18 protein-coding genes are annotated in these 12,990 nt (G+C 70.1%); 15 read left to right on the forward strand and 3 right to left on the reverse strand.

What is annotated here, in order from left to right; all coding sequences use genetic code 11:
* The first annotated feature begins 146 nt into the window (after positions 1 to 146).
* Genes rpsP through trmD form a run of 4 tightly spaced genes read left to right on the forward strand, consistent with a single transcriptional unit; the run spans position 147 to position 2,104 of the window.
* Positions 147 to 575, forward strand: coding sequence for a 30S ribosomal protein S16 (gene rpsP, locus ACWIDW_RS01645; protein ID WP_454122435.1), 429 nt, complete (start codon positions 147 to 149; stop codon positions 573 to 575).
* Between the two features lie 6 nt (positions 576 to 581).
* On the forward strand, positions 582 to 812 hold the full coding sequence (locus ACWIDW_RS01650; RefSeq protein ID WP_071644715.1) for an RNA-binding protein: 231 nt from the start codon (positions 582 to 584) through the stop codon (positions 810 to 812).
* A gap of 1 nt (position 813) precedes the next feature.
* Complete coding sequence (gene rimM / locus ACWIDW_RS01655) at positions 814 to 1,377, forward strand: ribosome maturation factor RimM (protein ID WP_454122436.1); 564 nt, start codon at positions 814 to 816, stop codon at positions 1,375 to 1,377.
* Positions 1,378 to 1,393: 16 nt separating this feature from the next.
* The gene (gene trmD, locus ACWIDW_RS01660) at positions 1,394 to 2,104 is read left to right on the forward strand and encodes a tRNA (guanosine(37)-N1)-methyltransferase TrmD (RefSeq protein ID WP_454122437.1); all 711 of its coding nucleotides are present in this window, start codon (positions 1,394 to 1,396) and stop codon (positions 2,102 to 2,104) included.
* Between the two features lie 12 nt (positions 2,105 to 2,116).
* On the opposite strand, the gene ACWIDW_RS01665 is transcribed toward trmD, so the two are convergent.
* The gene (locus tag ACWIDW_RS01665) at positions 2,117 to 2,824 is read right to left on the reverse strand and encodes a DedA family protein (RefSeq protein WP_454122439.1); all 708 of its coding nucleotides are present in this window, start codon (positions 2,822 to 2,824) and stop codon (positions 2,117 to 2,119) included.
* Between the two features lie 99 nt (positions 2,825 to 2,923).
* On the opposite strand from ACWIDW_RS01665, the gene ACWIDW_RS01670 reads away from it, so the two are divergent.
* A complete protein-coding gene (locus ACWIDW_RS01670; RefSeq protein ID WP_454122441.1) occupies positions 2,924 to 3,319 on the forward strand; it encodes a hypothetical protein in 396 nt (131 codons plus the stop codon).
* A gap of 26 nt (positions 3,320 to 3,345) precedes the next feature.
* On the opposite strand, the gene map is transcribed toward ACWIDW_RS01670, so the two are convergent.
* Positions 3,346 to 4,128 (reverse strand): type I methionyl aminopeptidase, encoded by a 783-nt coding sequence (gene map, locus ACWIDW_RS01675; protein ID WP_454122443.1) that lies wholly within the window; start codon positions 4,126 to 4,128, stop codon positions 3,346 to 3,348.
* A 103-nt stretch (positions 4,129 to 4,231) separates the two neighbouring features.
* Here map and ACWIDW_RS01680 point away from each other — a divergent pair, with 103 nt between their 5' ends.
* The 9 genes from ACWIDW_RS01680 (at position 4,232) to ACWIDW_RS01720 (ending at position 11,274) form a co-directional block, all read left to right on the forward strand.
* The gene (locus ACWIDW_RS01680) at positions 4,232 to 4,726 is read left to right on the forward strand and encodes an MFS transporter permease (RefSeq protein WP_454122445.1); all 495 of its coding nucleotides are present in this window, start codon (positions 4,232 to 4,234) and stop codon (positions 4,724 to 4,726) included.
* Between the two features lie 174 nt (positions 4,727 to 4,900).
* Entirely contained in the window at positions 4,901 to 5,248 is a 348-nt protein-coding gene (rplS, locus tag ACWIDW_RS01685) for a 50S ribosomal protein L19 (RefSeq protein ID WP_454122446.1), read from the forward strand.
* A 117-nt stretch (positions 5,249 to 5,365) separates the two neighbouring features.
* On the forward strand, positions 5,366 to 6,097 hold the full coding sequence (gene lepB / locus ACWIDW_RS01690) for a signal peptidase I (RefSeq protein ID WP_454122448.1): 732 nt from the start codon (positions 5,366 to 5,368) through the stop codon (positions 6,095 to 6,097).
* Complete coding sequence (locus tag ACWIDW_RS01695) at positions 6,094 to 6,753, forward strand: ribonuclease HII (protein ID WP_454122450.1); 660 nt, start codon at positions 6,094 to 6,096, stop codon at positions 6,751 to 6,753. Before lepB ends, ACWIDW_RS01695 begins: the two co-directional genes overlap by 4 nt.
* A gap of 43 nt (positions 6,754 to 6,796) precedes the next feature.
* Entirely contained in the window at positions 6,797 to 7,123 is a 327-nt protein-coding gene (locus tag ACWIDW_RS01700; protein WP_071644723.1) for a DUF2469 family protein, read from the forward strand.
* 92 nt (positions 7,124 to 7,215) lie between these two features.
* Positions 7,216 to 7,578, forward strand: a complete 363-nt coding sequence (locus ACWIDW_RS01705) for a YraN family protein (RefSeq protein WP_454122452.1) — start codon at positions 7,216 to 7,218, stop codon at positions 7,576 to 7,578.
* Complete coding sequence (locus ACWIDW_RS01710; protein WP_454122454.1) at positions 7,575 to 9,104, forward strand: YifB family Mg chelatase-like AAA ATPase; 1,530 nt, start codon at positions 7,575 to 7,577, stop codon at positions 9,102 to 9,104. The genes ACWIDW_RS01705 and ACWIDW_RS01710 overlap by 4 nt, the downstream gene beginning before the upstream one ends.
* Positions 9,101 to 10,279: a DNA-processing protein DprA gene (dprA, locus tag ACWIDW_RS01715; RefSeq protein WP_454122455.1), complete on the forward strand. Its 1,179-nt coding sequence runs from the start codon at positions 9,101 to 9,103 to the stop codon at positions 10,277 to 10,279. Before ACWIDW_RS01710 ends, dprA begins: the two co-directional genes overlap by 4 nt.
* A 92-nt stretch (positions 10,280 to 10,371) precedes the next feature.
* Positions 10,372 to 11,274 (forward strand): tyrosine recombinase XerC, encoded by a 903-nt coding sequence (locus ACWIDW_RS01720; RefSeq protein ID WP_454122457.1) that lies wholly within the window; start codon positions 10,372 to 10,374, stop codon positions 11,272 to 11,274.
* A 21-nt stretch (positions 11,275 to 11,295) separates the two neighbouring features.
* Here ACWIDW_RS01720 and ACWIDW_RS01725 read toward each other — a convergent pair whose 3' ends face one another.
* Positions 11,296 to 11,790 carry a murein hydrolase activator EnvC family protein gene (locus tag ACWIDW_RS01725; RefSeq protein ID WP_454122458.1) on the reverse strand — a complete coding sequence of 165 codons (495 nt, stop codon included), beginning with the start codon at positions 11,788 to 11,790 and terminating at the stop codon, positions 11,296 to 11,298.
* A gap of 296 nt (positions 11,791 to 12,086) precedes the next feature.
* Between ACWIDW_RS01725 and rpsB the strand changes: the two genes are divergently transcribed.
* Positions 12,087 to 12,974, forward strand: coding sequence for a 30S ribosomal protein S2 (rpsB, locus tag ACWIDW_RS01730; protein ID WP_454122460.1), 888 nt, complete (start codon positions 12,087 to 12,089; stop codon positions 12,972 to 12,974).
* Positions 12,975 to 12,990 lie beyond the last annotated feature (16 nt).

Here is a 12,990-nt window from a genome sequence, read left to right on the forward strand (position 1 = left end):
AGCGCGCGGATCTGGCAGAATAGTGGGTCGGACGGCTGCTCGACCCTCTATCCAGCATCCGTCACACCTTCAGAGCTTCCGCCGGATGTGCACCCCACTCTCCAGGCGACCGGTTCATCTTTCTTTCCACACCATTCAGGAGAATCGTGGCTGTCAAGATCCGTCTCAAGCGCATGGGCAAGATCCGTGCACCGCACTACCGCATCGTCGTGGCCGACTCGCGCACCAAGCGCGACGGTCGCGTGATCGAGGAGATCGGCAAGTACCACCCCACCGAGCACCCCTCGTTCATCGAGGTCGACTCCGACCGCGCACAGTACTGGCTGTCGGTCGGCGCGCAGCCGACCGAGCAGGTCGCCGCGCTGCTGAAGCTCACCGGTGACTGGGGCAAGTTCAAGGGCGACAAGGACGCGAAGTCCACCGTCCAGGTGGCTGAGCCGAAGGCTGCTTTCGAGGTCGACGCGGCCAAGAAGTCGGTCGTCAAGCCCAAGGTCGATAAGAAGGCCGAGGAGGCCCCGGCCGACGCTCCCGCCGACGCGGAGGCCGCTGAGGCTCCCGCCGCCGACGCAGAGTAATCCGCTGTGCTCGCCGCCGCGCTCGAACACGTCGTCAAGGGGATCGTCGATCACCCGGACGATGTCCGCATCACCGCATCCGCGTCGCCCCGGGGCGACCTCCTCGAGGTGCACGTGCACCCGGATGACCGTGGTCGCGTGATCGGGCGCGGCGGCCGCACCGCCAAGGCGCTGCGCACGCTCATCTCCGCCCTCGCCGACGGACGCCGCGTCCGCGTCGACGTCGCGGACGACTGACGTGGCCGCCGAGAAGAACCAGCTTCGCGTCGGCCGTCTGCTCAAGGCACACGGGCTCAAGGGCGCGTTGAAGCTCGAGTTGTACACCGACAACCCCGAGCGGCGCTTCGTGCCGGGGGCGGAGTTCACGCTGCAGGTGCCCGAGGCATCCAGCTGGCACGGCAAGACCGTCACGATCCGCGAGTATCGCGTGATGAACGGCAACTCGGTCGTCTTCCTCGACGGCGTGGACGACCGCACCGCCGCCGAGACGCTCGTGCGCGCGATCCTCTGGATGGACGAGGACGACGAGGCCGAAGACGACGCGTGGTACGCGCACCAGCTCGTCGGTCTCGACGTGGTGCGCGACGATGTCGTCGTCGGTCGCGTCGCGCGGGTCGAGCACCTCCCCGCGCAGGACCTCCTGATCGTCAAGACCGAGTCGGGCGAGGTCATGGTCCCCTTCGTCGAAGCCATCGTGCCGACTGTCGACGTCGCAGCCGGTCGAGTCGTCGTCACGCCGCCGCCCGGGCTCTTCGAAGAGCTTCCGGCAGCAGACGCGGGCGACGACGCGCACGCCGAATGAGCGACGGCCTCCACGGATGAGAATCGACGTCGTCTCGATCTTCCCGTCGTACTTCGACGGTCTCGCGCTCTCGCTGCTCGGGAAGGCCCGTGACTCGGGCATCCTGGACCTCCACGTCCACGACCTGCGGGACTGGACCTCTGATCGGCACCGCACCGTCGACGACACGCCCTACGGTGGCGGAGCCGGCATGGTGATGAAGCCCGAGCCGTGGGGGCTCGCGCTCGACCAGCTCACCGGCCCGGAAAGTGGCGCGCTGAGCCCGTCGAAGGCCCGGCCGACCATCATCTTCCCCTCGCCCGCCGGCGAGGTGTTCACACAGGCGACCGCACGCGAGCTCGCGACGCGCGAGCACCTGATCTTCGGCTGCGGGCGCTACGAGGGCATCGACGAGCGCGTCTTCGAGTACGCCGCCGACCTGGGCGAGGTGCGTCTGATCAGCCTCGGCGACTACGTGCTGAACGGGGGAGAGGTCGCCGTGATGGCGATGGTGGAGGCCATCGGCCGGCTCATCCCCGGCGTGGTCGGCAACCCCGAGAGCCTGATCGAGGAGTCGCACGAGGACGGTCTGCTCGAGTACCCGTCGTACACCAAGCCCTCGGTCTGGCGCGACCGCGAGGTGCCGCCGATCCTGCTCAGCGGCAACCACGGCGCGATCGCCGCCTGGCGCCACGAGCAGCAGCTCGAGCGCACCCGCGAGCGTCGTCCCGACCTGCTCTCCGACTGACCGCGCCGGTCGTCAGCGACCCGACGCGACCGGCACCTCGCCCGTGGCCGCGTCAACCGGCTCCGAGACGGTGCCGGCGCTGCGCTTCGCCCGCAGCGAGCGGATGCGGATGGCGGCGAGCACGACGATCGTCACCGCCACGACCACGATGACGACGTTCTGAACGACGTCCACGTACTGCTCGACGATGTGCCATCCCGAGCCGAGGAACCAGCCGCAGAGGATGAACGCGGTGTTCCAGATCAGGCTTCCGGCGGTCGTCAGCGCACCGAAGCGCCACAGCGGCATGCGCGCGACCCCGGCCGGTATCGAGATGAGGCTGCGGAAAATCGGGATGAACCTGCCTAAGAAGACGGCCTTCCCGCCGTGGCGGTGGAACCACGCCACCGTGCGGTCGACGTCGGAGACGTCGACGAGGGGAAGGCGATCCGCGATGCGTCGGAGTCGCTGCAGCCCGAGCCAGGCGCCCAGCCCGTACAGGGCGAGCGCGCCCACGAGCGACCCCAGGGTGGTCCACAGCACGGCCTCCCACAGGCCGAAGGCGCCGTCGTGAGCGGCGATCCCCGCCATCGGCAGGATCGCCTCGCTGGGCAGCGGCGGGAACAGGTTCTCGAGCGCGATCGCGACGCCGGCGCCGATCGGACCGATGATGTCCATCAGACTGATCACTGCATCGATCAGTGAACCCAGCCAGGAGGTGTCGGTCGTGGAGGTCGTCATCGGGCGGCGTGTCCCTCGGGGTCGTCGGGCGGTGTCGCATGCGAGTCTAGGCAGGACGCATGCGAGAGTTCTGGGAGCGCGCGCTGGCATACTGGCGTCATGCCCTTCGCTGTCGCGCTGGCCGTGATCCTGGCCCTGGTCGCCGCGTTCCAGATCGCGCTGGCCGCCGGTGCCCCGTGGGGCCGATTCGCCTGGGGCGGCTCGCACGACGTGCTGCCGGCGAAGCTGCGGATCGGCAGTGCGGCGGCGGTGATGATCTACGCGGTGATCGCCGTGATCGCCGTCGCCCGCGTCGGAGCCGCGCCCCTGCTCCCGCAGGGCGTCGCCGCCGTGGCCATGTGGGTGGTGTTCGGCTACTTCACGCTCGGCATCCTGATGAACGCCGCCTCGCGGTCGAAGCCCGAGCGACTGGTGATGGTCCCGACCACGATCGCGCTGGCGGTGCTGAGCCTGCTCATCGCGCTCGGCGTCGGCACGCCCGCATCCTCGGTCTGAGCGCGTAGCCGCTCCACGCTCTCGTGTCAGTCGACGCCGAGGAAGCTGCGATCGGTCAGCACGATCGGGCCGTCCTTCGTGACCGCGACAGTGTGCTCGGAGTGCGAGCCGCGTGATCCGTCGGCGCTGCGCAGCGTCCAGCCGTCGTCGTCTGTGACGAGCTCGTCGGTCGTGGCGAGGAACCACGGCTCGAGCGCGAACACGAGGCCCTCGCGCAGCGGGAATCCGCGCCCGGCGCGGCCGTCGTTCGGCACGTGCGGGTCGCCGTGCATGATGCGGCCGACGCCGTGGCCGCCGAAGTCGGTGTTGATCGAATAGCCCTCGCCGTGCGCGACGGCGGCAATGGATGCCGAGATGTCGCCGATCCGGTTGCCGACGACGGCGGCGGCGATCGCGGCGGCGAGAGCGCGCTCGGTGGTGTCGATGAGCCGCAGGTCCTCGTCGCGAGGCGTGCCGACGACGAACGACACGGCGGAGTCGGCCACCCAGCCGTCGACCGACACCGCGAAGTCGAGCGAGACGAGGTCGCCGTCGCGCAGCGTGTAGTCGTGGGGGAGTCCGTGAAGCACGGCGTCGTTCACCGAGGTGCAGATGACCTTGCCGAACGGACCGCGACCGAACGACGGGGCGTAGTCGATGTAGCAGGACTCGGCGCCGGCTCGGCGGATCAGGTCGTGCGCTCGGGCGTCGATGGCGAGCAGGTTCGTCCCCACCTTCGTCTCATCGCGCAAGGTCGCCAGGGTCTCGGCGACGAAGCGGCCGGCGGCGCGCATCTCGTCGATCTCGGCGGGGGTGCGCAGTTCGATCATGGGGGTTCCTCTCGTCAGCATCCATTCTCTCCGATGCGCACCCTGCGGATGCCCACAGCGAACACCCGGCCGCAAGCGGCGGGCGCGGACGTACCATCGGAGCATGGACCTGCGACGGCTGATGTTCCGCTGGCTGCTGCCGGCATCGCTCGCCCTTCCGGCGTGGATGCTGATCGGCTGGGCGATCTTCGGACAGAGCGGCTGGGGGCTGCTCTGGGTGCTGCTGATGGCGATACCCGGCGTGCTCATCGCGCAGCTCGTGCTGACGCTGCTGACGCGCTCACGTCCGTCGGTGCGCGCAGAGCGCGCCGTGTCGTGGCTGGACGTCGCAGGTTTCGGGGTGTGGCACGTGTTGACCATCCTGGTCGGCTTCTTCATCGACGGGGCGTTCCCCTGGCTGCTCACGGCCGCCATCGTCGCAGCGGTCGCGCTCTTCTGGATGCAGATCTGGCAGCTCTGGAACGAGGCTCGGGATGCCGGAGCGCGGCTGCGCGAGACGCTGACGTGGTCGACGATCGCCCCTCAGCAGCGCGGCGATCGTGTCCCGAGTGAACCCGATGTCGTCATCATCGAGGAGTCCCGCCACCGGGAGCCCTGACGGACCGCCCGAGTGGCGCAGGTGCGGTGGTTCATGGCAGAATAGCTGTTTGTGCCGTGATCCGGTTCTGCCTCAGGGGAACCCGCGGACGCCTCGCGCGCCGCTCGGCACACACCCGTTCTCATCCCTTTGATTCATGCATCCGACCTGTGGCGAGTGCAGAGAGAGACGATCATGCAGATCCTCGACTTCGTCGACGCGGCTTCGCTCCGTTCCGACATTCCCGTCTTCCATCCCGGTGACACCGTCAAGGTGCACGTGAACATCACCGAAGGTGCGCGCTCGCGTGTGCAGGTGTTCCAGGGTGTCGTCATCGGCCGCCAGGGCGATGGTGTGCGCGAGACCTTCACGGTCCGCAAGATCAGCTTCCAGGTGGGCGTCGAGCGCACCTTCCCGGTGCACTCGCCGGTGATCGACCACATCGAGGTCGTCTCCCGCGGTGACGTCCGCCGCGCGAAGCTGTACTACCTGCGCAACCTGCGCGGCAAGAAGGCCAAGATCAAGGAGAAGCGCGAGAGCTGACTCGTCGCATCCTTGCACCAGAACCCCGGGACACTCGTTCCGGGGTTCTGTCGTCCGGTCGCGGGTGTGCGACCCTTGTACTGCCGCGTGCGCGGTGAGCCGATGAAGAGGAACCACATGACAACCGATGCCCCCGCGGCAGTCCAGCCACCGCAGCGGCGCCGGGGCGCACTGGTCTTCCTGCGCGATGTGCTGGTCATCATCCTCATCGCGGCGCTCGTGTCGTTCGTGGTCAAGACCTTCGTGGTGCGCTCGTTCTACATCCCGTCGGGTTCGATGGAGCGCACCCTGCTCGTCGACGACCGCATCCTCGTCGACGAGCTCACCCCCCGCTGGAGCGGATACGACCGCGGCGACGTCGTCGTCTTCAAGGATCCTGGCGGCTGGCTGCCGCCGGCGCCGCGAACCCCGGCCAGGCCGCCGCTCGTCGAGGCGGCCGACTGGGCGCTCACCTTCGTGGGCATCTCGACCACCGACGCGCAGGACCACCTGGTCAAGCGCGTGATCGGCACGCCCGGTGACCACGTGGTCTGCTGCAACGCGCTCGGGCAGGTCACCGTGAACGGCTCGCCGATCAACGAGCTCGCGTATCTCAACCTCCCCCAGGGCGACACAGCGGCTTCGAACACCGACTTCGACGTCACCGTGCCGGAGGACCGGATCTGGGTGATGGGCGACAACCGCGACCGCTCCCAGGACTCGCGGGCGCACCAGGATCTGCCCGGCGGCGGCTTCGTGCCGCTCGAGAACGTCGTGGGCCGCGCTTTCCTCACCACCTGGCCGCTCGACAGGTTCGGGCCCATAGACACGCACGACGAGGTGTTCCGCGCCGTGCCCGCCCCCGAATGAACGTGGTCGCGCCGACGCTCACACTCGAGCGGCGGCTGCTCAAGGAGTTCGACCTCATCATCGCGCTGGACGAGGTCGGCAGGGGCGCGCTCGCGGGTCCCGTCGCCGTCGGGGCGGCGGTGATGGATGCCGCGGGCTCCCGCCGCCGTGTGCTCGACGGGCTGAGGGATTCGAAGATGATCCCCGAGAAGCGCCGACCCGAAATGGCTGAGCGCGCCAGCACGTGGGTGCCGCTGTCGGCCGTGGGCTGGTCGAGCGCCGCCGAGATCGACGAGGTCGGCATCATGCGCGCCCTCGGCCTCGCCGCGTCGCGAGCGGTGCAGGCGGTCGTCGATGCGGGCGCGAGCCTGGAGCGCACCCTCGTGATCCTCGACGGCAACCACGACTATGTCTCCCGGGTGCATCCCGTGCCACTCAGCGTGCGCACGATCATCAAGGGCGACCGGGACTGCGCGTCGGTCTCGGCGGCATCCGTCATCGCGAAGGTCGCGCGCGACACGCACATGACCACACTGCACCCCGAGCATCCCGACTATCAGTGGGAGCGCAACAAGGGCTACGCCAGCCCGGAGCACCGCCAGGCGATCCGCGAGAGAGGCCTGTCGCCGCTGCACCGGGCATCGTGGGCGATCGCAGACGCGCCCACCCTGTTCTGAGGAGTCCGCATCCGGGCTCGTCTGCTCATAGGATGGAGGCATCATGGATGAGGATGCCTTCGACGACTACGATCGTGAGCTCGAGCTCGCGCTGTTCCGCGAGTACCGCGACGTCGTCGGCCAGTTCCAGTACGTCGTCGAGACCGAGCGCCGGTTCTATCTCGCCAACGAGGTGAACGTCGTCCGCCGCGACACCGAGCACGACTTCTACTTCGAGATCTCGATGACCGACGTGTGGGTGTGGGACATCTACCGCGCTGATCGCTTCGTCAAGGCGGTGCGGGTGCTCACGTTCAAGGACGTCAACGTCGAAGAGCTGCAGCGCCGCGAGTTCGAGCTGCCGGAGGAGCTCTCGCTCGACGGCAAGTGACCGCTGTCCCCAGTCCGGGGATGTCGACGGGTTTTCCACAATCACTGTGAATGCCGCCCCTCGTCGTCGGCGCCGCACCGCAGGCTGTCGTCATGGCAGCGAAAGACGACTTCGGGCGAGCCGGCGAGGAGCGCGCGGCGCAGCACCTGAGCGCCCGCGGCTACGAGATCCTCGAGCGCAACTGGCGGTGCGCGCAGGGCGAGATAGACATCGTCGCCACCCGAGAGCGTCTTCTCTGCATGGTCGAGGTGAAGACGCGTCGTTCCGAGCGCTTCGGGCATCCGTTCGAGGCGATCGACGAACGCAAGCATCAGCGGCTCTGGCGGCTGGCGTTCGCGTGGGCCGAAGCCCATCCCGAGCTGGCTACGGGACGGCGGATCAGGCTCGAGATCATCGGTCTGACGGGCCCGGATGCCCGTGACGCACGCCTCGAGCACCTCGAGGACCTGCGATGAGCACGGCGCGCACGTGGGCGGTCGCCCTGACCGGGGTGGACGGGCACATGGTCGAGGTCGAGGCCGATCTCAGCAACCAGACGCCGGGCTTCCAGATCATCGGCCTGCCGGACAAGGCGCTCGGTGAGGCCGCGCAGCGGGTGCGCAACGCGTGCGTGAACGCGGGACTCGACTTCCCTCGGCGGCGGCTGACCGTGAATCTGTCTCCCGCCAACCTGCCGAAGGCGGGAAGCGGCTTCGATCTGAGTGTCGCCGTGGCGACCCTCGCGACCGGGGGAGCGCTGCGCCGGGAGTCCGTCCGCTCCACCGTGCACATCGGCGAGCTCGGCCTCGACGGCCGGCTGCGGCCCGTGCCCGGCGTGCTGCCGGCGGTCTACGCGGCCGCGCGCGCCGGGTTCACACGCGTGATCGTCCCGCACGCCAACGCGACCGAGGCCCGGCTCGTACCGGGCGTCGAGGTGCACGCCGCCGTGTCGCTCGCCGAGGTCGCGGTGGCGCACGGCGCCGACGTCGAGGTCGACGATGCCGAGCCTGTCGTTCTCACCGCCCGCACCGACCCCGCAGACGAGACGGTGGACCTTGCCGATGTGATCGGCCAGGACGAAGCGGTCGACGCGCTGATCACCGCAGCCGCCGGCGGGCACCACATGATGCTCAGCGGCCCTCCCGGAGCCGGCAAGACGATGCTCGCGCGTCGGCTGCCCGGCATCCTCCCGTCGCTGACCGAGACCGAGGCGCTCGAGGTCGCGGCGATCCGATCGCTGACCGGCGACGCGGTGACCCGCCTCGACGTCCTGCCCCCGTTCGAGGCTCCGCACCACACCGCGTCGGCGGCGGCGCTGGTCGGCGGCGGATCCCGCGCGCCGCGGCCGGGAGCGATCGTGCGCGCGCATCGCGGCGTGCTGTTCCTCGACGAGACGCCGGAGTTCCAGCGGGCGGCCCTCGATGCGCTCCGCCAGCCGCTCGAGTCGGGGCGCATCGAGATCGTGCGGGCCGGATTCGCGGCGAGTTTCCCCGCGCAGTTCCAGCTGATCCTCGCCATGAACCCCTGCCCCTGTGGCAACTACGGGGTGCGCGGAGCGGAGTGCACCTGTCCGCCGACCGCCATCCGCCGATACGCCGGACGTCTGTCAGGACCTCTCCGCGACCGCGTCGACATCGATCTGCAGGTCGCGCGCGTCGCCGCATCCCGGGCGACGTCCGGTGAACGCTCGACGATGTCGACCGTTCAGGCGCGCGAGCGGGTCGCCCGCGCGCGAGCGGCGGCGGCGGAGCGGTGGCGCGCGAGCCCGTGGCGCGTGAACGGTGCGGTGCCGGGGGAGCGGCTTCGACAGGGCGCGCTGCGCCTGCCTCCCGCGGTGCGGGCACCGCTGGATCGCGCACTGGAGCGGGGGACGGTCACCCTGCGCGCGTACGACCGGGTGCTGCGGATCGCGTGGACGCTCAGCGATCTCGCCGGTCTGACATCACCCGGCGCCGATCAGCTCGGGCAGGCGCTGTTCCTCAAGAAAGGACTCCTGGCATGATCGGCACTGGACTCGACCTCATCGATGACCCGGATCTGCGCTCGACCGCACGCCTGCTGCGCGCCGATGTGCACCCGGACGAGGTGGCAGCGAGGGTCGCGTGGTCGGTTCTCGTCGAGCCCGGCGACGGTGTCGCCGGCGCCCTGCTGCAGAGCCTGGGTGCGGTCGAGGCGCTGCGCACCGTGTTCGGTGAGTCGAGCCTCGTGCCACCAGGGGTGGCAGCACCCCGGGCTCTTGCAGAGGCGATGGCGCGCTGGCGGCCCCGTGCGAGCACGCGCGCGGTGCGGGACGCCCTGGTCTCTGCGCACAGCGTAGGAGCACGCCTGCTGCTGCCCGGGGACGAGCTCTGGCCGGACGGGCTCGGCGATCTCGACGCCCATCAGCCCGTGCTGCTGTGGGCCCGGGGCGACACGGATGTGCTGGGCGCGCAGACCGCGGTGGCGATCGTCGGCGCCAGGGCGGCCACGGGGTACGGCGAGAACGTCGCCGCGGAGTTGGCGGGAGACCTCGCGACCGGTGGGACCCTCGTCGTCTCCGGAGGCGCGTACGGGATCGACGGGGCGGCGCACCGGGCGGCGCTGGGTGTCGGCGGGGCGACGGCCGCGTTCCTCGCGGGTGGTGTCGACCGGGCGTACCCGATCGGGCATCAGCAGCTGTTCGACCGGATCCGGCAGGCCGGCGTGGTGCTGAGCGAGGTGCCGTGCGGGTCGGCGCCCACGAAGTGGCGCTTCCTGGCCCGCAACCGGCTCATCGCGGCCTCGACCCTGGCTACGGTCGTGGTGGAGGCGGGCTGGCGAAGCGGCACGCTGAACACCGCGGGGCACGCTTCGTCGCTGGGCCGCCCGCTGGGCGCAGTGCCCGGGCCGATCACCTCTGCGGCTTCGGCCGGATGCCATCGGCTGCTGCGGGAGTACGACGCGGTGTGCGTCACCAGCGTCCAGGAGGTCCGAGAACTGTGGGGAGAGACGGAGGCCACGGCGGGGCCGCCGTCGCCCGCCGCGGATCACGACCGCACCAGGCTGTTCGACGCGATGAGCACCCGCAGCGCCCGGGAGACGACGGACATCGCCCGCCGCAGCGGCCTCTCCATCGAGCGGGTGCGCTCGCTGCTCGGGCTGGTCGCCCTGGATGGCCTGGTCGCACAGCGCGACGACGGGTGGGTGCGCCTGCAGTGACGGCGCCCGTCGCGGCCGCAGGGGGAGCAGCATGGCGCACTCTCCCGGCGCGCCCGTCCGTGAAGCCGCGGGGGGAGCGGCATGCTGGGAAGGTGAGGTATGCGGACGCGGTGACATCGTTCACGTCGTACCTGGACCGGGTGCGACGTATGTCGCCTGCCACCGTGCGCGCCTACCGTTCCGACCTCGCCGACCTCGGTGCCGTCGTCGACGATGCAGACCTGCGCGAGATCGACCTCGAGACGCTGCGCGAATGGCTGTGGCGGGCCACCCAGCGCGGTGATGCTCGCTCGACGCTCGCTCGACGCGCCGCCGCCGCGCGCTCGTTCTTCGGGTGGGCGCACGAGAGCGAGCTCATCGCCGTCGACCCCAGCCTGCGCCTGGCGACGCCGAAGCGCGCCAAGACGCTTCCCGTCGTCGCCTCGCAGGACGGCATGCGCGAGCTGCTCGACCGGCACCGCGCAGCGGCCGCGGACGGCGACCCGATCGCGCTGCGCGACCACGCGATCCTCGAGACGCTGTACGGCAGCGGCATGCGCGTCTCGGAGCTGTGCGGCATCGACATCGACGACGTCGACATGCACCGACGCACCGTGCGCGTGCTGGGCAAGGGCGCGAAGGAGCGGGTCGTCCCGCATGGTGCGCCTGCCGCCGACGCGATCGACGCGTACCTGACCCGAGGGCGCCCCGCGCTGACTGCCCGCGCCCAGCAGACGACGCCCGCGCTGTTCCTCGGCGCGCGGGGAGCGCGCATCGGCTCGCGCACCGTCTACGCCCTCGTCTCCCGCGTGCTCGGTCCGCTCGTCGGAGCCGATCACGTCGGCCCGCATGCCCTCAGGCACTCCGCCGCCACCCACCTGCTCGACGGCGGAGCCGATCTGCGCACCGTGCAGGAGATCCTCGGGCACGCGAGCCTCGGCACGACGCAGATCTACACGCATGTGTCGGCCGAGCGGCTGCTGGCCGGCTACCGCCTCGCCCATCCGCGCGCGTGATGTACGCGGCAGCCCGCCGGCTCACTTCTCGCAGCACGGGAGCAGGATCGCCCGTGGCACCTCGCCGAACAGCGGCAGCGGGTTGACGTAGCGACCGTCCAGTCGCACGCCCACATGCAGCGTGCCGTGCGCCGCGTGCCCACCCGCCGCCACCGTCCCGATCGGATATCCGGCTGCGACCACGTCGCCGGGAGACAACGCCGACGAGACCGGCTCCCACGTGCTCACCCGTCCGCCGCCGTGGTCGATCGTGATCAGCGGACGATCGACCACCGTGCCGCGGAACGCCACGACGCCGGCGGCGGGAGCGCTGACCTCAGCGCCCGCGGCGGCGGCGACATCCATCCCGCGATGACCGGGTCCGTACTCGTGCGCGGGAGCGCGGAACGGCTCGACCACCGACCGGATGCCGTCGACCGGCCATTCCCAGGTGCCCTCGACCGCGGACGGATCGTCCGTGCCTCCGACGAGCGACAGGGACAGCGACAGGACGACGGCGATCAAGCGGGCGCGCATCGCCCCACCCTCGTCCATCCGCCGTCGTCACAGGTCGCGGTATGCCACCGCCCGGGGAGAAACCGCTGATTCACGCGCCTGTGCAGGACGTTCACGCAGAGCACGATCCTGTACACTGGGGGAGCACCTCGAAATCGAGGTGACTACGCGTGCCCACAGCGACTCAGGTCGTGGCATCCACTCCCACAGGTCCCGCTCTTCGAGCGGGCGGGTGTGCGCCGGGTACCAGGAATGCCGGTCGTTCGACCGGCGAATCAACCTCAACGACGCGACAGCGTCAGAACAAGGAGACGACCATGGCTGTGGTCACCATCCGCCAGCTGCTCGACAGCGGCGTGCACTTCGGACACCAGACCCGCCGGTGGAACCCGAAGGTGAAGCGCTTCATCCTCACCGAGCGCTCGGGCATCCACATCATCGACCTTCAGCAATCGCTGTCGTACATCGACCAGGCGTACGACTTCGTCAAGGAGACCGTCGCCCGCGGCGGAACCATCCTCTTCGTCGGCACCAAGAAGCAGGCGCAGGAGATCCTCGCCGAGCAGGCCGACCGCGTCGGTCAGCCCTACGTCAACCAGCGCTGGCTGGGTGGCCTCCTCACCAACTTCTCCACCATCGCGAAGCGTCTCGCCCGCATGAAGGAGCTCGAGGAGCTCGACTACGAGAACCCCGCAGCGTCCGGCTTCACGAAGAAGGAGCTCCTCCTCAAGAAGCGCGAGCTCGACAAGCTGCACAAGTCGCTCGGCGGCATCCGCAACCTGTCGAAGACCCCGTCGGCTCTGTGGGTCGTCGACGCGAAGCGCGAGCACCTCGCCATCGACGAGGCCAAGAAGCTCGGCATCCCCGTGATCGGCATCCTCGACACGAACGCCGACCCGGATGACTTCCAGTACCCGATCCCCGGCAACGACGACGCGATCCGCTCGGTCTCGCTGCTGACGCGCATCATCGCCGACGCCGCGGCCGAGGGCCTGCAGCAGAAGCACAACCCCGAGTCGGGCGACGCAGAGCCGCTGGCCGAGTGGGAGAAGGAGCTCCTCGAGGGCTCCGACGCTCCGGCCGCTGAGGCTCCCGCAGCCGACGCCGCCGAGGCTCCGGCGGACGCCGCCGAGGCGCCCGCTGAGGCCGCCGATGCTCCGGCAGAGGCCGCCGAGGCGCCCGCCACCGAGGCAGACGCCAAGTAAGCCACCCCACACGTTC

This window comes from Microbacterium sp. NPDC055312 (genome assembly GCF_053645675.1).